The following is a 21,527-nucleotide window of genomic DNA, read 5'->3' as shown; positions in this document are numbered from 1 at the left end:
GTTTTTTAGCTTTTATTTGGTATAATTGCCATATTAAAGCGAAATTTACGCAAAATTCAACAGTTTTATGCAAGATACGTCTACACAATATGACGCCGTGATTAGTAAATGCCGCGATCTTTATATCAAAAAAATGAAAGATTATGGTAGTGCCTGGAGAATTCTTAGGTTACCTTCTTTAACAGATCAGATTTTTATCAAAGCACAACGAATTAGAAGCCTTCAGGAAAATGAAGTTCGAAAAGTTGATGAAGGAGAAGTGCCTGAGTTTATTGGGATTATTAATTACAGTATCATGGCATTGATACAGATTGAAAAAGGAATTGCAGAACAGCCGGATTTATCTCCCGATGAGGCAGCCGATTTGTATAATAAGCATATCAATATTACGAAAACGCTGATGATGAATAAAAACCATGATTATGGAGAAGCATGGAGAGATATGCGAGTGAGTTCTTTGACTGATTTAATTATTCAGAAATTGCTTCGTGTAAAACAGATTGAAGATAATAAAGGTAAAACTATCGTTAGCGAGGGAATTGATGCTAATTACCAGGATATGATTAATTATGCAGTATTTGCAATGATTCATTTAGGAGAAGCAATTGATGTGTAGAAGTTTAAAATACTGTTAAATTAAAAGTACTAAAATCCAAAGCCCCTTATATTGCTTTAATTTTTTTGTGATATCTAAAACAACAATTATATATAGATGAAAATACTTGTTCATTTTTCGAGAATATTTGTAGCAGCACTTTTTTTGTTTTCAGGATTTGTTAAGCTTAATGATCCGTTAGGTTTTTCATATAAGTTACAAGAATATTTCAGCGAAGGTGTTTTGAATATGGAGTTTCTCATCCCGGTAGCTTTATTACTGGCGGTATTTTTAGTTATTTTTGAAGTGATTTTAGGAATAACTTTAATTTTAGGATATCTGCCTAAATTTACAGTTTGGTCATTGCTACTAATGATTGTATTTTTTACGTTTCTTACGTTTTATTCAGCATATTTTAATAAAGTAACAGACTGTGGGTGTTTTGGAGATGCATTGCCGCTCACTCCTTGGGAGTCATTTACCAAAGACATTATTCTTCTTGTTTTGATTTTGGTTCTATTCTTTGGAAGAAAGCATATCACGCCAATTCTGCCAGCTGCATCTCATAAATGGATTGTTTTTATGAGTTTTACAGCCTGTCTGGCGTTTGCTTATCACGTATTGATGCATCTACCAACATTTGATTTCAGAGCTTATAAGATCGGAACTAATATTCAGAAGGGTATGGAAGTTCCCGAAGACGCTCCAAAAGCTGTGTTTGATTATCATTGGAAATTTAATGTTAATGGTGAAGAAAAAATTATTACTACTAACGGAGAATATCCTACTGTAGAAGGAGGAACTTATATCGACGTAGAGACTGAAGTTGTAGAAGAAGGTTATGCACCACCAATTCACGATTTTTCTATAGAAAAGAATGGAAATGATTACACCACAGAGTATCTCGAAAAAGAAAATGTGATAGCAATTATAATGTATAATCTGTCCAAAAGTGAAGCCGAAGGACTAAGCAGGATTAAAGAATTTACTGATAATGCCATGGCTCAGGGTTATGATGTGATTGGACTTACCGCTTCAACTCCAATAACAATATCACAAATTAAACAGCAGTATAGTCTAGATTTCGATTTCTATACTACAGATGAAACAGCTTTGAAAACCATTCTTCGTTCCAATCCAGGTATTATACAATTAAAGAAAGGAACTATAGTAGATAAACTACATTGGAATGATGCCGATGATCTTACGCTAGAAAAGGTAGAGCCTTCTAAACCAAGGATTAATTTAAAATTAAAAGCACAGCTAGATAGCATTATGAAATTGGATCAAGCGGGTAGAGATGCTGGTGATATTTCTTGGGAAGAACAAGTAGTGATAGATAGTACGAATACTATTTTTATTGAAAAGGTTTTTGAAAAATATGGATATCCGGGTAAATCTTTGGTAGGAGGTGCAACTAATGCAGTTGCTTGGTCGGTGATTTATCATTCTGATAAAATAGGAAAACATTTTCCCCTTTTTAAGAAAGCTGGAGAAAAAGGGGAGCTAGAGCAAGTACTTGTTGCAATTATGGAAGATCGATATTTGATGGAACAAGGTAAAGAACAAATATATGGTACTCAAAACATAACATTAAATGCCGAAAGCAAAAATCCAATTCCGATAATATGGCCTATAAGAGATCCTGAATTCGTTAATGAGAGAAGACAGCAGATAGGATTACAAGAAACTATAGAACAATCCTGTAAACATTTACTGGGAGTGGATTATAAAGTATATACTATTGAAGAAATCAAAAAGCTCGATAAAAACGTTCAATAACTTATGTTCAGCTACCTCATTACCAAACTAAGCTATGCATTACTTACTTTATTAGGTGTAGTAACAGTGATCTTTTTGCTTTTTACTCTACTTCCTGGTGATCCTGCACAGATGATGTTAGGTCAAAATGAGAGCGAAGAACAGTTGAAAAATGTTAGAAAAAAATATGGTTTTGATCAACCTATTACTACGCAATACAGACACTATCTAAATGATTTATCACCGATTTCCTTTCATAGTTTAGACGAAGAAGATTTTTCATACTTTACTACTAAAAAGTACTCTGCAATAAAATTATTTACAATAGGAAATACTGTTGGGGTAATTAAGTTTCCTTATATGCGAGAATCTTTTCAGAAGAATGGAAAAAAAGTTAGTGAAGTCATTAGCGAAACGCTCCCCAATACAGCAGTACTTGCTGTTTCGGCTATCTTTATTGCAATATGTCTGGGTATTGTTTTAGGTGTAATAAGCGCTTTAACCAAAGATCAATGGACTGATAAGTTGATTCAGTTGTTAAGTACATTAGGAATGAGTCTTCCTTCTTTTTTTAGCGCGATTATTTTTGCGTGGCTTTTTGGTTATGTGTTGCACGAGTATACAAATCTAAATATGACAGGCAGTTTGTATGAAGTAGATGATTTTGGATCAGGAAGTTATATACAATGGAAAAACCTGATATTACCAGCAATTGTATTAGGAATTAGACCATTAGCAGTAATTACTCAGCTCATGCGTAATTCTCTATTAGAAGTAATGACTCAGGATTATATCCGCACGGCAAAAGCAAAAGGGCTTTCGATGTTTCAAATTATTAGAAGACATGCTTTAAAAAACTCTTTAAACCCTGTCGTAACAGCAATTTCCGGATGGTTTGCTTCACTACTTGCTGGTGCAGTTTTTGTGGAATACATCTTTGGATGGAATGGATTAGGTAAAGAGATCGTAGATGCATTAAATACTTTAGACTTACCTATAATTATGGGTTCTGTTATTGTAATAGCTACTATGTTCATTGTTATCAATATATTTGTCGATATTATTTATGGATGGTTGGATCCAAGAATTAGGGTCTGAAGCTTTCTTTACATAATGAGTTAACCATACTTTAAACCAAAACATAAAATTTTAGATTAATGAGAAAAAAAATTGTAGCCGGAAACTGGAAAATGAATAAAAACCTGTCTGATACTAAGGTTTTGCTTTCGGAATTAAAAGCTCAACTGGCCGGAGTATCTGAAGCAGAAATTGTTGTAGCACCTACATATGTGAATTTATATTCAGCTTCAGAAGCATTAAAAGGTTCAGGTGTAAAAGTTGCTGCGCAAAATATGCATCAAGCAGAAAACGGAGCGTACACAGGTGAAATATCTGCTGATATGCTAAAGGATATAGGAGTAAAAACTGTGATTTTAGGACATAGTGAACGTAGAGCTTATTTTGGAGAAACAGATGCATTATTGGTAGAAAAAGTAAATACTGCGTTAAAACATGGTATCAAAGTGATTTTTTGCTTTGGAGAAGAGTTGGATGACCGCAAGAGTGATAATCATTTTAATGTTGTAGAAAGTCAGCTGAAAAACGGTCTTTTTCATATTGATGCTGCCAATTGGAAAAACATAGTTCTAGCATATGAACCAGTTTGGGCTATAGGTACCGGAGAGACGGCAAGTCCAGAACAGGCTCAAGAGATGCACGCTTTTATTCGTAGTACGATTGAAAAAGCATTTGATGCTACAGTAGCTGATGAGGTTTCTATTTTGTATGGAGGAAGTGTAAAACCAAATAATGCTGTTGAAATCTTTGCTAAGCCAGATGTAGATGGAGGTTTGATTGGAGGAGCTTCTTTAGATGCAGAAAGCTTTGCAGCTATTGCAAAGGCGATTTAAGGAAGAATAGAATAAATAAAGAATATATAAGAAAGCATCCTAAAATCAGGATGCTTTTTTGATTAGTAAAATAGTACATTTGTACTATAAAAACAACCTTATGTCAAACACTAAATATCTGGGATATTATTTTAAAGTTAATCCACTTCAGCCTACATCAGAAATCTTGATTGCAGAATTAGGATACGCAGGATTCGAAAGCTTTGTAGAGACTGAAGAAGGAGTCAATGCTTTTATTCGAGAAGAAGACTGGAATGAGGCGATCTTAAATGATATTCATGTGTTGACCTCTGGTGAGTTTAGTATTGATTACTCCTTTGAGGAAATCGAACAGATCAATTGGAATACCGAGTGGGAAAAGAATTTCAACCCGATTGTGGTGGATGATATATGTACCGTTAGAGCACCATTTCATGAAAAACCGGATACGCAGTTTGATATTGTTATTGAGCCCAAGATGTCTTTTGGTACCGGACATCACGAAACAACTCATATGATGATTCAGCATTTGCTTAAAGCTGATTTAAAGGATAAAAAGGTTTTGGATATGGGGTGCGGAACAGGTGTTTTGGCTATTTTGTCAGAAATGAGAGGAGCAGGTTCCATAGAAGCTATTGATATTGATAATTGGTGTTATCTAAATACAATGGAAAATGTAGAGCGTAATAATTGTAATAATATTAAAGCGTTTGAAGGTGATGCTTCACTGCTTCAACGAAAAAAATATGATGTAGTTATTGCTAATATTAATCGTAATGTATTGCTAAACGATATTTCGGTATATGCAAGTTGTCTAAACCCAAATGGGGAGCTGTTTTTAAGTGGTTTTTATAGCGAAGATCTAAATATGATTACAGAAGAATGTAAAAAACATAATTTGCAGTTTATAAACTATATAAATAGAAATAACTGGATAGCAGCTTCTTATGAGTTAAAATAATGCCTTTAGATCGTTATTATTGTACTAAACTGTTATATTTGTAATGTAAAAAGTAATGAGCCATGAGTACTCAGGAAAAAATTCAGGAAGAAGTTTTAGAGAAAACAGTAGATCAAAGTAATAATGAGATTGTATTATATAATGATGATGTAAATACATTTGATCACGTTATAGAGACATTAATTTATACTTGTGAACACACACCTATACAGGCAGAGCAATGTGCTTTGTTGGTACATTATAAAGGAAAATGTACCGTTAAATCAGGAGTTTACGAAGAATTAGTTCCTAGATGCTCTAAACTACTTCAGGCAGGCTTAAGTGCAGAAATCGTTTAAAGAAATTATATGTATATAGAAAAAAACTCAACTTTTGTTGAGTTTTTTTGTTTTATGCTCGTTTCGTTGTTCTCTAAATAAATCACGATGAAGAACCTAAAAATGTTTTTTTAGTAATACCTATTGGTCATTTTTATATAGCTTTTGAATGGTTTTTTTTGTAAAAATCGGTTTTATATATGTTATTTATTTAACAATTATAAAAAATATGTGAATTATATCATATTTCAGGGAGTATAATTTATATTTTTTGAATTGTAAGAAAAATCTTCAAATCTTGTTTTTTATACAATATACTTTAAGATTTATCTTACAAGTAGATTATTAGGATATTTTGAAAGATATTACCTTCTAGTTTATAAAATTACTTGTGTATTTTATCGGTTTTTTTGATAAATTTAAAGTGCATACTTTTTTGTGTTTAGTCTTTTTCTTTGAATTAATCTTATGATTTTGTCTTTTATGGAAAGAATAGTTTAAAAAATTAACTGATATTTAGAAAAAAATATCATATCTTCAGCGTTCAATTTTTTTAAGTTCAAAGCTTTAATATAATTGAATCCAAAGTAAACCTTGTGTTTATTTTGGTTTGTAACTACACAAACTCAACTTGTTAAAAATGAAAAAAATCAAATTATTGGCGCTTTGCGCTATCGCGGCAGGAGTAGTAACTTCTTGCCAAAATGATGAAATTACTAATGATGCACAACCAGAAGTAGCTATTGAACAACTTTCTAAAACACATATCGATGCAATGTGGGCTGCAGGTGTAAGTCCTATTGATGCGAGATATGGAGATTTGAAGCGTTTAGATGGTTCGGTAGAAAGAGCTATTTTTTCTGGTGATGTAGCAATAGCTATTGCACAATTAGAACAAGGAATGCATTCATTAGTAAAAGATAATGCTAAACAATACAGAACGAATAACTTGATTAGTAGCAGTAACAGAACTATTGATATTCTAGGGTTTACAAGAAGCGATTTTGCTTTAACTAGTACAATGAGAACTGGTTTACAATGGGCTGTTAATAACTATAACAGAATAAATACTACTCTTAATTTTAGACTTACTTTTGGAGAAAACTTCCAGGCTGCGGATATGGTAGTGTACAATAATAACCAAGGTGGAGCTGGTGGACAAGCTGAATTCCCTAGTGGAGGAAGACCAGGGAAATTCATTCAGATTAATGCTGGTACAGGTTCTTTTGGAGGTAGTAATGTAAACAATGTTAATGAGCACGTAATCGGACATGAGATAGGTCATGCTGTTGGTTTCAGACATACAGACTATGCAAGAAGAAGATGTGGTGGAGCTAACGAAGGTAGTGGTGGTGTAGGAGCTATCAATGTTCCTGGTACTCCTTCTGAAAACCGTTGGGGAGCTAGCGGTCTTGATTCTGACTCTTTAATGATTTCTTGTTTCGATGGAAGCGAGGATGGAGAGTTTAGTAGCTTCGATGTCGTAGCTTTAGAATTCCTTTATTAAAAAATAAATCATATAAATAAAATCAAAGCTTTGAACTTTTGTAAAGCCATCTACCTAAGGTAGATGGCTTTTTTTTACTTAATTTCAATTTCTTACAAGATAATTTCTTTATTATCTAATGCAGATTTCAAATCAGCCTTTACTGTAGTGAGGGTCCCAAAAAACCTGGCCCCGTCTTTTCTCTTAATTGTTACAATTGTCTTACCATCCTTTGATGTTTCGATTTTAGTAACCACTACACTTTTTCCTTTAAGGTTTTTGTAATTTGCAACTCCGCCTCTTTTGATGATAAAATTCGTTTTAGGAAAATGAATGTAATGATATTGTTGTGCCGATGGCTTTCCAATAGTTAGTATATCTCCAATACTAACATCCTGTTGATTATCAATATCGTTTTGATACAGATGTAATGACGATAATGATAATAATGCAAAAAATATGAGCTTTTTCATATCGTAATTGGTTTATTGTTAATGATTCGTTGTTGTAATTACAAATTTATTATAAAACATTTATAAGGAAAAAACAAAACGGTTAAATAAAAGTTAATCTATTATCGTTTAATAGTAATACTTTTATATTTGTGATATAAATTGTTAATAACATGAAATATCTACTCCAAAATTTGAAGGTTACGATTAATGATAAAATTTATGTAAAAGATCCCGAGTCTTCTGCACTTGGTAAGCGAATTATAGAGAATAGTATTCTTATGATTGATGAGATCGGGTTTGAAAGCTTTACATTTAAAAAACTGGGAGAAAAGATTGGATCTAATGAAAGTTCCGTATATCGCTATTTTGAGAATAAACATAAACTGCTGCTGTATTTAACATCCTGGTATTGGGGTTGGCTAGAATACCAATTGGTTTTTACGACTAATAGCATTGCAGATCCAAAAGAAAAACTGAGAAAAGCGATAGAGATTATCACAAGAACCATTGTTCAGGATTCTTCATTTTCGCATATAAATGAAGTCCTATTGAGTAAAATTGTAGTTAACGAAAATTCTAAGTCATATTTGACCAAAGAAGTCGATAAAGAAAATAAGGAAGGTTATTTTTCTATTTATAAAAGATTGGTAACTCGACTTAAAGATATGATAGTAGGATTAGATAGCAGCTATATGTACCCTTCTAGTCTGGCAAGTACGGTTATAGAAGGTGCACTGCATCAGCATTTTTTAAAGGATCATTTTTCTTCATTAACAGATTGTGATAAAGAACATACTCCTACGCTTTATTTTACTGAATTGGTTTTTAATGCACTAAAGAATACATCTAATGTCTAAAACTGTATTGACTGCTTGGCAGAGGTTTGTTGGACTTTTGCAATTAGATAAAAGAGACATTCTACAGACATTTTACTACGCTATATTTGCGGGTTTAGTAAACCTTTCTTTACCATTGGGTATACAAGCGATTATCAACCTTATTCAGGGAGCTCAGATTAGTACTTCTTGGGTTGTATTAGTAATCCTTGTTACACTAGGCGTATTATTTGTTGGGATTTTACAGCTGATGCAAATTCGTATTATAGAAAATGTACAGCAAAAAATCTTTACTAGAGCTTCGTTTGAGTTTTCATATCGGTTTCCGAAAATCAAGATGAGCGAATTGCGTAATTTCTATCCACCTGAACTGGCAAATCGTTTTTTTGATACCTTAAACACCCAGAAAGGATTAGCAAAAATATTAGTAGATATACCCGCAGCAATATTGCAGATTATTTTTGGGTTGATGCTATTATCCTTCTATCACCCATTCTTTATTATTTATGGAATTCTATTGTTGCTCTTGGTGTATGTAGTTTTTAAATATACTGCAAAAAAGGGTTTAGAAACTAGCCTTAAGGAATCTAAAAGTAAATATAAAGTAGCACATTGGATTCAGGAGATTGCCAGGTCTGTTGTCAGTTTTAAATTGTCAGGCAAAACTAATCTGGCCCTAAATAAAAATGATGCTTTGGTAACAGAATACCTAGCAGCTAGAGAAAGTCATTTTAAGGTTTTGGTGTTGCAGTTTATACAAATGATCGGTTTTAAGGTCCTTGTAACAGCTGGATTATTATTGATAGGAGGAATTCTTGTACTAAATCAAGAAATGAATATAGGTCAGTTTGTAGCAGCAGAAATAATAATAGTATTGGTAATAGCCTCTGTAGAAAAGTTGATCACAGGCTTAGAGTCTTTTTATGATGTACTTACTTCTTTAGAAAAATTAGGACAAGTTGTAGATAAAGAATTAGAGCCACAAGACGGAGAAATGCCTTTTAAACAAAATGAAGGGTTTACTGTCGAGTTAGATCAAGTTTCCTATACCACTGCTGAAGCTAAAAGAAAAATCTTAGATGATATTTCATTAACTATAAGTGAGGATTGTACCATTTTGATTCAAGGACCCAATAGTTCAGGAAAATCTACATTACTAAGACTGATTGCCGGATTGATCGAACCAGATAATGGAAGTGTGTATGTAAATAATGTGTTGTTAAGTGGAATCAATCTTAATTATTATAGAGCTCATTTAGGTCAATCCTTAACAGAAGAATCACCGTTTGAAGGTACAATTCTGGAAAACATCACTTTTGGAGATTCTAATATATCTATGGAAGATGTGTATTGGGCGTTAGAAAAAGTAGGGCTGACTCAATATGTAAAAGAGCAGCCAAAGGGATTAAAAACTATCATTTATCCTGAAGGAAAGCAGATGGCATATACTGTTACTAAAAAGATAGTGTTAGCTCGAAGTATAGTAAGAAAACCTAAGCTTTTGATTTTAAAAGATCCTTTAGATCAGTTTGATGAACAAGAAGTAACTCGGATTATGAATTTTCTAACAGAACCTTCAAAACCTTGGGCATTGGTTGTAGTAAGCCAAAACCCTAAATGGATAAAGCATTGTGGTAGAATTATCAATATAGAAAAAGGAAAAATTGTAAGTGAAAAATAAGAAACTATGTTGAACATCACACATAATAAATTAAATAGGAAAGTTGATCTTTCTGAATATACTGCTGTTCAGAAAGTATTTCATAAAAGGCATTACAAGTATTTTAATCGCTTTTTAATTGGGTTTACCATAGTATCTTTTGTAGTGTTATTTCTTCCTTGGACACAGAATATTTCTGGGACCGGAAATGTAACAACCTTAAAACCTGATCAAAGACCACAAACAATTCAATCACCTATACCAGGTAGGATAGAGAAATGGTACGTTCAGGAAGGTGATTTTGTAAAAAAAGGAGATACAATATTACACATTTCAGAAATCAAGAATGAATATTTTGATCCAAATTTAGTCCAAAGAACTGGCCAGCAGATAAAAGCAAAATCAATGGCTGTAACCTCTTATCAAGGTAAAGTCAAGGCATTAGAAACTCAGGCCGATGCATTACGTAGTGAACGTGTCTTAAAGCTGGAACAAGCAAATAATAAACTCCTTCAATCCAGGTTAAAAGTAAAAAGTGATAGTATTGATTTTGAAGCAGCAAAGACTAATATCGCTATTGCTGAACGGCAATATGATCGAATAGTTCAGTTAGAAAGTGAAGGATTAAAGGCATTGACTGATGTAGAAGAGAAACGTTTAAAACTACAGGAAACACAGGCAAAACTTATTTCGCAAGAAAATAAGTTATTAGCTAGTAAAAATGAAGTAATAAATGCAAAAGTAGAAATCAATCGTATTCAGGCGGAGTATACCGATAAGATATCTAAATCTCAAAGCGATAAGTTTACGGCACAATCTAATCAGTTTGATGCAGAAGCACAGGTGACAAAACTAGAAAATGAATATACTAACTATGAGATTCGCAACGATATGTATTACATCAAGGCTCCACAAAGCGGATTTATCAACAAAGCATTGCGTTCTGGTGTAGGTGAAACATTTAAAGAAGGTGATCAGCTGGTTGGTATTATGCCTTCGGATTATGATCTGGCAGTAGAAACTTTTGTGAAACCTATTGATTTGCCTTTAATGCATATTGATGAAAAAGTAAGAATTCAGTTCGATGGTTGGCCGGCTATTATATTTAGTGGTTGGCCCAATGTATCTTATGGAACCTATGGAGGTAAAGTTGTAGCTATCGAAACCTTTATAAGCGATAACGGTAAATATAGAGTACTCATAGCACCAGATCCTGATGATTATAAATGGCCAAAAGATATACGTGTAGGTTCTGGAGCTAATTCTATGGCATTACTAGAAGATGTGCCTATTTGGTTCGAGTTATGGCGAAAACTAAATGGTTTCCCACCAAATTATTATCAACCTTCCAAAAAACCGGCAATTTCCCAAAAGAAATAAGATGAAAAACTACCTGTTGTACACGCTGCTGTTTTTTACAGTATCATTTTCTGCGCAAGAAAAAGATACCGTTGCCCTTAATTTCAAAGAATATTTGGGGTATGTAAAAAAGTTTCATCCTATTGCTAAGCAAGCCGAATTAAATATTGATATAGGACAAGCCAATTTAATGAAGGCTAGGGGAGGCTTCGATCCTAAGATTGAAGTTGATTATGATCGAAAAAAGTTTAAAGAGAGTGAATATTATGATCTGTTAAATGCTACTTTCAAAATTCCGACTTGGTACGGCATAGAAATCAAAGGTGGTTTTGAACAAAATGATGGAGATTTTCTAAACCCTCAGAATTTTCTACCTGATGAAGGGTTATTCAATGCAGGAATTTCTGTTCCGATTGCACAAGGTCTGTTGATCAATGAGCGAATGGCTACATTGCGCAAAGCAAAGTTTTTTAGAGAACAAACCAAGGCAGATCGTGATTTGCTAGTAAACCAGATTCTCCATGATGCTTCATTGGCTTATTTTGATTGGCTGAAAGTGTATCAGGAAAAAGAAATCTATGATAACTTTTTGGAAAATGCCAAAATTCGATTTGAAGGAATAAAGCAAAGTGCACTAGCAGGTGATAGAGCGACAATAGATACCGTAGAAGCCAAAATCACAGTTCAGAATCGTGCCTTGAGTTTAGAGCAAGCCAAGGTAAAATTGATGAAGTCCTCTTTAGAATTATCCAATTTCCTCTGGTTAGATGGCAATATCCCTGTGGAGTTACAATCTAATGTAATACCAGATAGTGATGTAGGGGGAGTAATAGATAGTACTTTAGAAATACAAGGCAATCCTTTGGATAGTTTTACTTTAGAAAATCATCCAAAATTAAAATCATTAAATTATAAAATTCAAGGTTTAGAAATTGATCAAAAGCTGAAGGCTAATAAACTTCTTCCTAGAATTGATCTACAATATAATTTTTTAACTGAGACACCCGAGATAGGTAATTCTTTTAATACACAAGAGTATAAGGGAGGGGTCACGTTTCGGTTTCCGCTTTTTCTCAGAAAAGAACGCGGTGATTTAAAGTTGGCTAAATATAAAGTTCAGGATGCAGAATTTGAACGAGAAACAACACAGCTTCAAATCAAAAATAAGGTTATGGCAATTTATGTAGAGCTTGAATCTTTTGAAACTCAAAATGAATTAATCAGAGCTATAGTTGGAGATTATGATAAGTTACTTACAGCCGAAGAACGTAAATTTAGCTTTGGAGAGAGTTCCTTGTTTTTGATCAATTCCAGAGAACGGAGTCTGATAGATGCTAAATTGAAGGAGATCGATGTACAGAATAAGTTTTTTACAACCAAGGCAAAACTCTTTAATAGCTTGGCTATAAACCCTGAGGATATATAGAATTTTAATAAATCAAAGGGTTTTGTATATGTTTCCTAAGACATAAATCCTTTTAAAGACTTCGTTTGTCCACATAATCAAGGAACTGATCCACAAAGTATGATTTGGTGCGTTTTAATTTGTGATTTTAGATGTACTAAAAATTACTAAAAATGAAAAATTCGCACATCAGAATTATAGGCTTATATCTATGTATTTATACTTTGTTTTCTTGTACTAAAGAAATTGATGATTCTATTACGGTTTCTGCTTCTAGACTAAATATCAACTCTGTATTGGTGAAAATATTGGAGGACAATCCCGATAATACGTTGAATTGGGATGGAGGTTATAACATGAATTTTTGGGACGGTGTTGTCATTGAAAATGATAAACTGATAGGTTTAGATATAGAGCATAAAGGATTAACTTCTTTGCCATCAAGTATTAATCAATTGACAGACCTAAAAACACTTAAATTATCGGGGAACTTATTGTCTAAAGTTCCTTTAGAATTATTTGATCTCAAAAATTTAGAAGAACTTTCTCTATCTGGAGAAGATGCTGAAATATTGGAAGAAGATTTTCTAAATGGTTTATATACGTTAACGAATCTAAAAAAGCTGTCACTAAGTGGTATTATGATAACTAATATGGATGGAATATCTGTTTTAGAAAAGCTAGAAAAACTAACCATAGAGAATAGTTTATTAGGCAATATTTCTGATGAAATAGCTCAATTTGCAGTATTAACTGATTTAAATTTAAGAAATAATAAAATCGAAAGTATTAGTGCAAAAATAGGAGAGTTACAAAATATCAAAACTTTGGATATAAGCTCTAATCAATTTCCAAAATTACCAATAGAAATAGGTGCATTAACGACTTTAGAGTCTTTAGATATAAGACAAAACCTCAATTTAGGTCAAATTCCGAGAGAGATATGTGATTTGGCTGTTTCTGGTACAACAATCTTTGTAGAAGGAGAATGTAATGATCTTAGGGTTAATGCAGAATATAGAAATGCACCTTCAGGAGTACCAGCAGGTTTTCCATTAACCATCGATATCTGGGTTAATGCAATTATAGAACCCCGTTTTATTGGTGTTGATGGGCCATTTGATTTAGATTTTGGAGAAATAGGTTTTGAAATTCATGAAATCAATATAGATAATGTGTTTGATATGAATGATGTTCCCAATCAGGTTCTTGTCATACAAAGTGCGACAAAACAATTTATTGATGGTACCAGGGATATGAGTTTTGATGTAGTCGCACCATCAACTCCAACTGATGATTTGCCCGAAGGAAGGACATATAGAGTACGATTATTTAATACAGAAGTGGGAACAGTGAAAACTTATCTTGCAACTTACGAATTAGTAGTATTTAAGTTGTTACTGTAAACAAAAACAATGGAGGATTGAAAAAAGGGAGATGTCAAACCAGACAACTCCCTTTTAATATTGATCCCAATACAATTTTTAATTTTTCTTCCCATCAAAGGAAACTATAAGAACCTTGCCATCTATTTCCAGATCGTTAAATGATAAATCTACTTCTATTGCTGATGAATATTCACCTTCTATAACTACAGAAGTGTATTCGTCAAAATCATTCTTTCTGCCAAACTGTACGCCGTGTATAGAAGGAACCCCATTACTAAAGTCCAAACGGTAAGTTTTACAACCTGTTTCTACAATAGTACATATTCCTTTTCTGGTGTCTACGCCTCGTGTTTCTAATTTACCTCTATAGATCCCAACCATTCTCCGTGGTAAATGACTTATTTCTGAAGAATTGCAATCAATCAAACCACCAATACAGTGTTCCTGTTCAATGATAAAAATTTCGGAATGAGTACTACTACCAGAATTTACAGATACTCCCGAGTTTCCGGTTCCAAGAGTGATATTACCATTTTCTATCTGAATACCGCTATCTCCTGTACCAATGGAGATGTTACCATTATTCATATGGATACCGGCATCTTCAGTTCCTATGCTCGTTTGATTTCCATCCATATGGATTCCCGTACTTCCTGTACCTAAATGGATACCGGAACCTCCTGTTGTAACAGTAGTATTTTCTGATGCGTCATCATCATTCCATCTACCATCTTCTATACTTCCTGAGAAGGCAATGGCTCCTACACCCGTCGCCCCGATAGATAAATCCCCTTCTTCGTCAACAGTAATAGCTAGTGTTTTTCCTTTATAGATCACCGTAGAAGTATAGGTGTCGTCATCTTTGATAAATTTTATACCTGAAATAGGAGGAATATCATCACTAAAATAAAAAGCATAGGTTCTATATCCTTTGGTTTTTATGGTACAAGTACCATTTGTATTTACTCTGGTTCGACTGCCCGCTCCGGTTAATACACCTTCGTATTTGGTAATTAAAAAGTCCGGTAATTTGGCATTGGATTGTGCAGATATCGCATTGGTTTGAAATCCAAATAAAAGGATTAAGGCAAATATAAAACCTTTAAATGTTCTTACAATTTGTGTGTTTTCCATGATTTATTATTTTTTGAAGTACTAAACTATGGAATAGGGTAGTGTGAAAGTTTTGGTTGTGGAGTTTCGTAATAATTATGTGTACGAATGAAAGAATAATGGGTTTCTGTGTATTAATAATATACAAACTAAAAGCGGGACATGCCCGCTTTACTTAATTGTTTTTAATCACATCGTTCAGAAGGACAGAAAAATGGCATATCTGTTATTTGGCAATCACATCCATCATAACCACCATTTACAGTTTTCTGAGCTTCTTTGTTTAGAATTTTTACTCCTTCTAGGTTTAAAATGTCTTTTTTCATTGTGTACATAATTAAGTTATTAAAGTATTAATGTACCTAATTATTTGATACAGAATGCCTGTCAGTGGCTGTTTGGCTTGATATTGTGGACGAGTGTAGCTTTTATTAGTTTAGCCGCTATATTTTAAGATTAAATACTAAAGAAACTACTATCATCGGAAGGTTTTTGAATGTCTTTTTTGGTTGTTTTTGTAGTAGGTTTTGTTTTGTTTGTAGTAGATTTTTTGTCCTTTGATAATTGAGTATCTAATTGGTGTAATGTCTTTCTTTTAGTGGTTTTTGGTTTTGTGGACGGATTCTTTTCTGGTGTCTTGGGGTTCGTTTTTTTAGTTATTGCTTGTTTGGGGTTAGCCTTTTTTATAGTGGCTTTAGAAGCTGTTGCATCTTTTGTTGATGTTTTCCTTTCAGCTTTTTTAGCTAATGACTGTAAAGGTTTGGTTTTTTTTCCAGTAGTTTTAGAAGTTGTTTCCAGTATTGTTGTATCTACTTTTTTAGGTTTAGCGGTTTCACCCAAGCTTAGCAGACTAGTATTACTAGTTTTATTCTGGATTGGTTTAAGTTTATTTACTTTTTTGGTAACTGGTTTTACAGAGGTTTTGGCTATACTAAGCTGTTTTTTCTCTTTTTTTAGTTGTTTTGCAGATTCTTTGAACTGTTTAAGGGGTGAAGTAGTAGTTTTTGGCTTTTTTTTGTCAGTAACTCTAGGGGTTAATTTGGTTCTAGGTTGTTCTTTTGGAACAGAGATATCGCCTAGGATGATGGAAGTTTTTTTCTTCTTTTTAGGTTTTAACTCTATGCTTTTAGCAGGAGTAACTTTTTTTACAGGAGGTTCTTCTTCTCTTAATAGATACTCGTCTTCTTCTTTAAATTCTAGGATTTCATCTAGGGTAAATTCTTGTACCGGTACATCTTCGAAGCCCTCAAAATTAGAAATATCATGCTCTTGATATACTTTTTCTATAAATACCAAACATTCTTCACTACTGGCATAGCATTGCCTATGCAATATGCCAGGTACAGTGGGATGATCTATTAGCCATTTGTTGTGAGCTAACCATTTAAAGATAATCACTTCATCATATACATCTATAAAACCTATATAGGACTCCTTATGATCTGAAAGCGCAGAAAAATAATCATCAGCATCTGATAAACCTATCGACTTATTTTCGAAAGTTACTTTTCTGGGAGTGTCGTTGTAATAGGTTTTCATTGTTGTTTAATATATTTAACCCTTTTTTGTTACTTAATTTTGCTTGTCATTAGTTACAAATTGGTAGTAATCAAGATTTGTGAAATGAGGCATTTCAGCCACCATTATTATTGGGCTTAGGCAAAATTTGCATTGGAGGACCTTCACCGGTAGGATTTGCATGAGTATTAACTTTATCTTGTTCCCATTTAAAAGCACTAGGTCTATCAGGTATACTATCTTCAATTACTTGACCACCAACTATTGGGTCATTTTCATATTTCTGTTTTAGTTTTTGAGTAATTCTAGGAGATTCTCCTCTCGCAATTTCATTAGGCGTTCTTACTTGCCCACTTATACCGTATTCCAAAATTTCGCCAGTCTCCTTATCATATACTACATAACCATGATGTTCTCTTTCATTAAGAGGGATAGCTTCTTGACCTTCACTTAAACCAAAAACATCCACCCAAGTATTACTATCATGAGTATACGCATAAATATTAGGATTATTCCCTTTTAATCGTATAGGATCTTGAGAAATATAAACACCATCTTCAGCATTATAATATCTAAAACGGTTATAATAGAGTCCGGTTTCTTGATCTTCATACTGTCCTTGATACCTGAATGGGCAATCATTCAATGAACCTATTACAAGGTTACGAACTTTTCCATAGATATCATATATTGCTTGCCAGATTTTTTCACCTGAACTATCATACATTTCTATTGGAGTGCCTAAGTAATCCATAATAATTGAGTAGGTATCTTCTTTTGTAATCTTAGCCGCAGGTTTAAAGGTTCCTTGATCAAAGACCCAGGTTGTTAAATCTTGTATAGGTTCTTTTTTGTCTTTTGAGATGTTTCCTGATGAGTCTACTATCGTTTTTGGACGGTTTTTAAGCTCATATTGCCATTCGTGTAAGGGTACGTTGCCGTCCCAGATAAAGCGGGTGATTGAACCCTTCTGTCCTTCGGACATTTCCCCTTGAGAAGGGGAGAAACCATTATTACTTTGAACTATCTTTGCGGTTCGACGACCAAGAGCATCATATTCAAAAGATATGTTGGTTTTATCTGGTTTGGTAACACTTTGTAGCATGCCACCAGCTTCCCAGATATATTCCCAGATACCTTCTGGACTATCTTTTTTGATTAGATTTCCTTCATTATCATACTTGTAAGTCGTTGCACCAGATCGTAATAATCTACCACTTTTTCCATACTCTTTGTCATTCTTACCTTTGGTACGATATAAGTTTCCAACTTCATCCGGGAGTTTATAATCATAACTCCCATCTTCGTATTGTGCAGATGCCAGGTTGTTAAAATCATCATAACTAAATTGAACAATTCCTCTGGTTAAGTTATCTGTAATCTTTTTTAATTTATTATTGACATCCCAGTTATACGAACGATTTCTTTGTTCTCCTCCTTGGCTTCTTACTTTTTGTTGTAATGGTCTGCCGGCTCTATCATAACTCCAGCTATTAGTTATACCGCCGGTCAAAACACGCTCAGTTTCCATGCCCAGACTATTATACTTGTAATTGGCTTCCCACGGTTTGTTTTGCCCTACTTTAGCTATAGTACTTGTGCCTTCACCTATGGCAGAGTGTTCAAAATTGATATCCGCACCAAGACTACTTATTATGCCAGTACGTATACCTAGTTCACCATATTCGCTCGTTACGATATGTCCACCTTGATTTTCGGATACAATCCTTCCAGCTTCGTCTCGCTTTAATTGTACATGACTGTTAGGATTAATGGCTTCTACTAATAATCCGTCTTTATTATAATTGTATGTTGCCCAGGTACCATCGTGATGTTCGATTCTTGAGATTCGTCCGCCTTTATTATATTCATAAATACTATGTTTATCGTCAGGGCGGTCTACTTTATATACTTTACCAGCCTTATCTCTCTGGAAATGACGTGTAATATCATCATAACCTTGTTCTCTGATGATATTACCTTTGGGATCTCTCGTAAAATTATAAGATTCTCCTTTTCGATTGATAACTCCTAATAATTGGTCTTCATTATCATACCTAAAGTATATTTTCTTACCATTTTCTTCTCTTGTTTTTAAACTTCCAACGCGAGTATATTCAAATTTTACAGTACGATGCTTATCAATTGCTTCTACAACTTGTTCATAGCCATTGTATTTCAATTGTATTTTATTATTGTCAGGTAGTTGTACATTGGTTACCCTGCCTAATATATCATAATGAAACTGTTGTTTGTGTTTCTCTGGATTTATGACGGAGATACATTGTCCCCATTCATCATATTCCCATAAAGAAATAGCACCATTAGGGAGAATGATTTTAGACAGATTATGATCTTCATCATAATACAGAAGCGTCTCATTATCCTGATTGTCATAAACTTTAGAGATTAATCCTTTTTCATTATAATCAAAGGTGGTCATCATGCCATCCGGAGAAATAACACAATCTAAACGATCATTTTTATATGATTTGATGAGATTACCGCCTTCTGGCCTGGTTAGTAGTTGTAACCTTCCCTTATTATCATATGCATAATTGGTGCTTACACTATCAGGATAGGTAGTCGTTATAAGGTTACCAAATTCATCATAGTCATATGATATTGCTACTCCTTCTTCGTCAATAAATTTTATTAATTTCTGATCTTCATCATATTCTTTTATAATTTCACCTCCCAAAGGATCTACTATTTTAGTGGTCAAGTTTCCACCTTGATGATAAAACAAGGATGTATGTCCTAGTGAATTGGTAACTGTATTGTATTCTTTACCATAAGTTATGGTGTAATCAAGAACGCCTCCATCTCCCCAGGTATGAATACATTTAGCTCCCGTCTTAAATCCATCATATTCCCAATAATAGATTTGTCCGTTACGATCCGTTTTAGCAATCATTAGATGATTCTTATAAACAGCACGTGTAGATTGTCCAAGAGGGTCAGTCATAGTAATCATATCACCAGCATCATTATAATCATAACTCACCAGCGTTTTTTCTTTTAATTTATTATGTAGGGTAATTTTTGTAATACGATCGTTTTTGTCTGAATGGATTTTTATAATTCTTCCTGCAGTATCTATTATTCTGTGTAATCGCGAATTGATATATTGAAAGTGAACCGCAATTCCATTAGTGTTGCATAGTTTGGTTACTCGATAAACGTCCGATCTGTATTCCAGTATATAGGTTAATTGTTTTTTATGATCAAATAGCTCATAATTTTTGTTCTCTAGTAGAGTGAGGGTGAGTTTTTCGACACGATTATAAGTAGTTGCATTTTCCGTTGTCAGGATTTTAAAAAATGCAGCTCGACCATCAGGTAAAGTCATGAACAAATCATGAGTTCGCTGTTTTAATTGAATGTCATAGCTATGATGGCAACCATAACCTAATGGACCTTTATATTTAGAATCTGAATACCAATTTCGTTTCCATTGTATCGGAATAATACCTGGAATTTCAAAATCTACATAGTTATTAATTACAGTGCCAGTTACTACATCAACAGGATCTCCTTTTTCTTGATCAGTTGTATCCGATGCTTGGCCTGTTGCTTCATTCGGTTTTTGCGAATCTGATTCATCACCTTGCTGTTGACTTGTTCCATCCGAATCTTGATTTTCCTTATTTTGGGTATTGTTTCTATCATTTTCATTGTTTCTGGAACTAGTATCGGTTATATTACTGCTTACATTAACACTTCCTCCCCCCTTATTTTTGACTGCATCAGCCAATCCTTTAGCTCTCATTACAGCTGCTTTACCAATATTTACCTTATCCACAGCATACACTACAGCTGGTGCAGCACCATCTATCATACCCGTCGTTCTTTCTTCTTGAGATAATGATGTATCATTAAATGTCTCAATACCATCGGTTAACCCCAGCCTAACATCATAATATTCCTGTTTTAATGGATCGATTACATAGCCTACACGATCTTGATTAAACTTTTCTATTTCCTGGCCAAAATGTTCTATGTTATTGTTTATTTGTTGTAAATTTTCGTTGCCTATTTCTTGACCAATCTCTAATACAGTTCCAATCCGATCATCTGAGGTTTCAATTCGTTCTCCATATGCTACTACTTCCTGAGTCTGATCATAAAGATTACTAGCACTCTCGTCAACAGAATCAATTACAAAATTAACAGCTTTCGCTCCATAATGATTTGCCTGATACACCAAATTATTGGCAACATCAATACCAAATTGGAATCCATTTTCTACTCCCCATTCTGCTCCTTTTTTTAGTATTGCATCTTGAGCATCTCCCGCCATTTCAGATGCTCCTTTGAACAGTCCTAGTGCTTTTTTTCCAAACCAAGAATTACCAACAGATTTTGCAAGACTTCTTGCTGGAGCTTTGAGGGTAGATTCCATGTTATTTAAACCATTTTCTATTGATCCAAAAAAAGTATCCTCGTCTGGAGTAGGAGGTGTTGGAGGTTTTATTTTAATAGAAATCACTCCAGCGCCAGATGTACAAAATAGTTTACTGTGTCCTGTTAATAATTTTTTCTTATTTGACCTAACTTTAGGGTCGGATAGGTTCTTCCAAGATTCAACATTAGGTTTACAAGTCTGCCCAGTGGTCATACATGTTCCAAAACCAGCAAATTTCTTATCCGTTTCAAGCCCTAATGGTTGAGATTTTATGTTTACCTTTAAATCTTCAATAATTAACGGGCAAGTGACTCCTTTAGGTCCAGCAGAGCATTCTAAATGTGTTTTGCTCGGGATACATTTATGTCTTGGCATA

Annotated in this window: 17 protein-coding genes; 12 read left to right on the top strand and 5 right to left on the bottom strand. The window is 33.7% G+C overall.

The window, feature by feature from the left end; all coding sequences use genetic code 11:
* The first annotated feature begins 67 nt into the window (after positions 1-67).
* The 7 genes from J8M14_RS11250 (at position 68) to J8M14_RS11220 (ending at position 7,030) form a co-directional block, all read left to right on the top strand.
* The gene (locus J8M14_RS11250; RefSeq protein WP_211074712.1) at positions 68-616 is read left to right on the top strand and encodes a DUF1599 domain-containing protein; all 549 of its coding nucleotides are present in this window, start codon (positions 68-70) and stop codon (positions 614-616) included.
* 96 nt (positions 617-712) lie between these two features.
* Positions 713-2,377: a BT_3928 family protein gene (locus J8M14_RS11245; RefSeq protein WP_211074711.1), complete on the top strand. Its 1,665-nt coding sequence runs from the start codon at positions 713-715 to the stop codon at positions 2,375-2,377.
* A 3-nt stretch (positions 2,378-2,380) separates the two neighbouring features.
* Positions 2,381-3,454 carry an ABC transporter permease gene (locus tag J8M14_RS11240; RefSeq protein WP_211074710.1) on the top strand — a complete coding sequence of 358 codons (1,074 nt, stop codon included), beginning with the start codon at positions 2,381-2,383 and terminating at the stop codon, positions 3,452-3,454.
* A gap of 59 nt (positions 3,455-3,513) precedes the next feature.
* Positions 3,514-4,266 (top strand): triose-phosphate isomerase, encoded by a 753-nt coding sequence (gene tpiA, locus J8M14_RS11235; protein ID WP_211074709.1) that lies wholly within the window; start codon positions 3,514-3,516, stop codon positions 4,264-4,266.
* Between the two features lie 100 nt (positions 4,267-4,366).
* Positions 4,367-5,206 carry a 50S ribosomal protein L11 methyltransferase gene (gene prmA, locus J8M14_RS11230; RefSeq protein WP_211074708.1) on the top strand — a complete coding sequence of 280 codons (840 nt, stop codon included), beginning with the start codon at positions 4,367-4,369 and terminating at the stop codon, positions 5,204-5,206.
* 62 nt (positions 5,207-5,268) lie between these two features.
* Entirely contained in the window at positions 5,269-5,544 is a 276-nt protein-coding gene (locus J8M14_RS11225; protein ID WP_211074707.1) for an ATP-dependent Clp protease adaptor ClpS, read from the top strand.
* A gap of 619 nt (positions 5,545-6,163) precedes the next feature.
* Entirely contained in the window at positions 6,164-7,030 is an 867-nt protein-coding gene (locus J8M14_RS11220) for a M57 family metalloprotease (protein WP_211074706.1), read from the top strand.
* Between the two features lie 92 nt (positions 7,031-7,122).
* On the opposite strand, the gene J8M14_RS11215 is transcribed toward J8M14_RS11220, so the two are convergent.
* A complete protein-coding gene (locus J8M14_RS11215; protein ID WP_247672617.1) occupies positions 7,123-7,482 on the bottom strand; it encodes a hypothetical protein in 360 nt (119 codons plus the stop codon).
* A 152-nt stretch (positions 7,483-7,634) separates the two neighbouring features.
* Between J8M14_RS11215 and J8M14_RS11210 the strand changes: the two genes are divergently transcribed.
* From J8M14_RS11210 to J8M14_RS11190, 5 genes are all read left to right on the top strand, one after another.
* Positions 7,635-8,321, top strand: coding sequence for a TetR/AcrR family transcriptional regulator (locus J8M14_RS11210; RefSeq protein WP_211074705.1), 687 nt, complete (start codon positions 7,635-7,637; stop codon positions 8,319-8,321).
* Positions 8,314-9,981 (top strand): ATP-binding cassette domain-containing protein, encoded by a 1,668-nt coding sequence (locus tag J8M14_RS11205; RefSeq protein ID WP_211074704.1) that lies wholly within the window; start codon positions 8,314-8,316, stop codon positions 9,979-9,981. The genes J8M14_RS11210 and J8M14_RS11205 overlap by 8 nt, the downstream gene beginning before the upstream one ends.
* A 6-nt stretch (positions 9,982-9,987) precedes the next feature.
* Positions 9,988-11,340 (top strand): HlyD family efflux transporter periplasmic adaptor subunit, encoded by a 1,353-nt coding sequence (locus tag J8M14_RS11200; protein ID WP_211074703.1) that lies wholly within the window; start codon positions 9,988-9,990, stop codon positions 11,338-11,340.
* A 1-nt stretch (position 11,341) separates the two neighbouring features.
* Entirely contained in the window at positions 11,342-12,745 is a 1,404-nt protein-coding gene (locus J8M14_RS11195) for a TolC family protein (RefSeq protein ID WP_211074702.1), read from the top strand.
* A 152-nt stretch (positions 12,746-12,897) separates the two neighbouring features.
* Positions 12,898-14,130, top strand: a complete 1,233-nt coding sequence (locus J8M14_RS11190; protein ID WP_211074701.1) for a leucine-rich repeat domain-containing protein — start codon at positions 12,898-12,900, stop codon at positions 14,128-14,130.
* 78 nt (positions 14,131-14,208) lie between these two features.
* Here J8M14_RS11190 and J8M14_RS11185 read toward each other — a convergent pair whose 3' ends face one another.
* The 4 genes from J8M14_RS11185 to J8M14_RS11170 form a co-directional block, all read right to left on the bottom strand.
* Entirely contained in the window at positions 14,209-15,246 is a 1,038-nt protein-coding gene (locus J8M14_RS11185; RefSeq protein WP_211074700.1) for a hypothetical protein, read from the bottom strand.
* 164 nt (positions 15,247-15,410) lie between these two features.
* Entirely contained in the window at positions 15,411-15,551 is a 141-nt protein-coding gene (locus J8M14_RS11180; RefSeq protein WP_211074699.1) for a hypothetical protein, read from the bottom strand.
* Between the two features lie 130 nt (positions 15,552-15,681).
* Positions 15,682-16,764, bottom strand: coding sequence for a hypothetical protein (locus tag J8M14_RS11175; protein WP_211074698.1), 1,083 nt, complete (start codon positions 16,762-16,764; stop codon positions 15,682-15,684).
* A gap of 94 nt (positions 16,765-16,858) precedes the next feature.
* Complete coding sequence (locus J8M14_RS11170) at positions 16,859-21,526, bottom strand: DUF6531 domain-containing protein (protein ID WP_211074697.1); 4,668 nt, start codon at positions 21,524-21,526, stop codon at positions 16,859-16,861.
* Position 21,527 lies beyond the last annotated feature (1 nt).

The organism is Aquimarina sp. MMG016, assembly GCF_018100805.1.
Classification (GTDB): domain Bacteria; phylum Bacteroidota; class Bacteroidia; order Flavobacteriales; family Flavobacteriaceae; genus Aquimarina.
The sequence above is the reverse complement of the archived record's forward strand: the minus strand, read 5'-3'. Positions and strand labels throughout refer to the sequence as shown.

What these genes read in the sequence shown, in the direction of transcription:
- J8M14_RS11190 (WP_211074701.1), top strand. Translation starts at nt 12,898, where the DNA reads ATGAAAAATTCGCACATCAGAATTATAGGCTTATATCTATGTATTTAT.
- J8M14_RS11185 (WP_211074700.1), bottom strand. Translation starts at nt 15,246, where the DNA reads ATGGAAAACACACAAATTGTAAGAACATTTAAAGGTTTTATATTTGCC.
- J8M14_RS11215 (WP_247672617.1), bottom strand. Translation starts at nt 7,482, where the DNA reads ATGAAAAAGCTCATATTTTTTGCATTATTATCATTATCGTCATTACAT.
- J8M14_RS11220 (WP_211074706.1), top strand. Translation starts at nt 6,164, where the DNA reads ATGAAAAAAATCAAATTATTGGCGCTTTGCGCTATCGCGGCAGGAGTA.
- J8M14_RS11210 (WP_211074705.1), top strand. Translation starts at nt 7,635, where the DNA reads ATGAAATATCTACTCCAAAATTTGAAGGTTACGATTAATGATAAAATT.
- J8M14_RS11175 (WP_211074698.1), bottom strand. Translation starts at nt 16,764, where the DNA reads ATGAAAACCTATTACAACGACACTCCCAGAAAAGTAACTTTCGAAAAT.
- J8M14_RS11240 (WP_211074710.1), top strand. Translation starts at nt 2,381, where the DNA reads ATGTTCAGCTACCTCATTACCAAACTAAGCTATGCATTACTTACTTTA.
- J8M14_RS11250 (WP_211074712.1), top strand. Translation starts at nt 68, where the DNA reads ATGCAAGATACGTCTACACAATATGACGCCGTGATTAGTAAATGCCGC.
- J8M14_RS11200 (WP_211074703.1), top strand. Translation starts at nt 9,988, where the DNA reads ATGTTGAACATCACACATAATAAATTAAATAGGAAAGTTGATCTTTCT.
- tpiA (WP_211074709.1), top strand. Translation starts at nt 3,514, where the DNA reads ATGAGAAAAAAAATTGTAGCCGGAAACTGGAAAATGAATAAAAACCTG.
- prmA (WP_211074708.1), top strand. Translation starts at nt 4,367, where the DNA reads ATGTCAAACACTAAATATCTGGGATATTATTTTAAAGTTAATCCACTT.
- J8M14_RS11245 (WP_211074711.1), top strand. Translation starts at nt 713, where the DNA reads ATGAAAATACTTGTTCATTTTTCGAGAATATTTGTAGCAGCACTTTTT.
- J8M14_RS11225 (WP_211074707.1), top strand. Translation starts at nt 5,269, where the DNA reads ATGAGTACTCAGGAAAAAATTCAGGAAGAAGTTTTAGAGAAAACAGTA.
- J8M14_RS11195 (WP_211074702.1), top strand. Translation starts at nt 11,342, where the DNA reads ATGAAAAACTACCTGTTGTACACGCTGCTGTTTTTTACAGTATCATTT.
- J8M14_RS11180 (WP_211074699.1), bottom strand. Translation starts at nt 15,551, where the DNA reads ATGAAAAAAGACATTTTAAACCTAGAAGGAGTAAAAATTCTAAACAAA.
- J8M14_RS11170 (WP_211074697.1), bottom strand. Translation starts at nt 21,526, where the DNA reads ATGCCAAGACATAAATGTATCCCGAGCAAAACACATTTAGAATGCTCT.
- J8M14_RS11205 (WP_211074704.1), top strand. Translation starts at nt 8,314, where the DNA reads ATGTCTAAAACTGTATTGACTGCTTGGCAGAGGTTTGTTGGACTTTTG.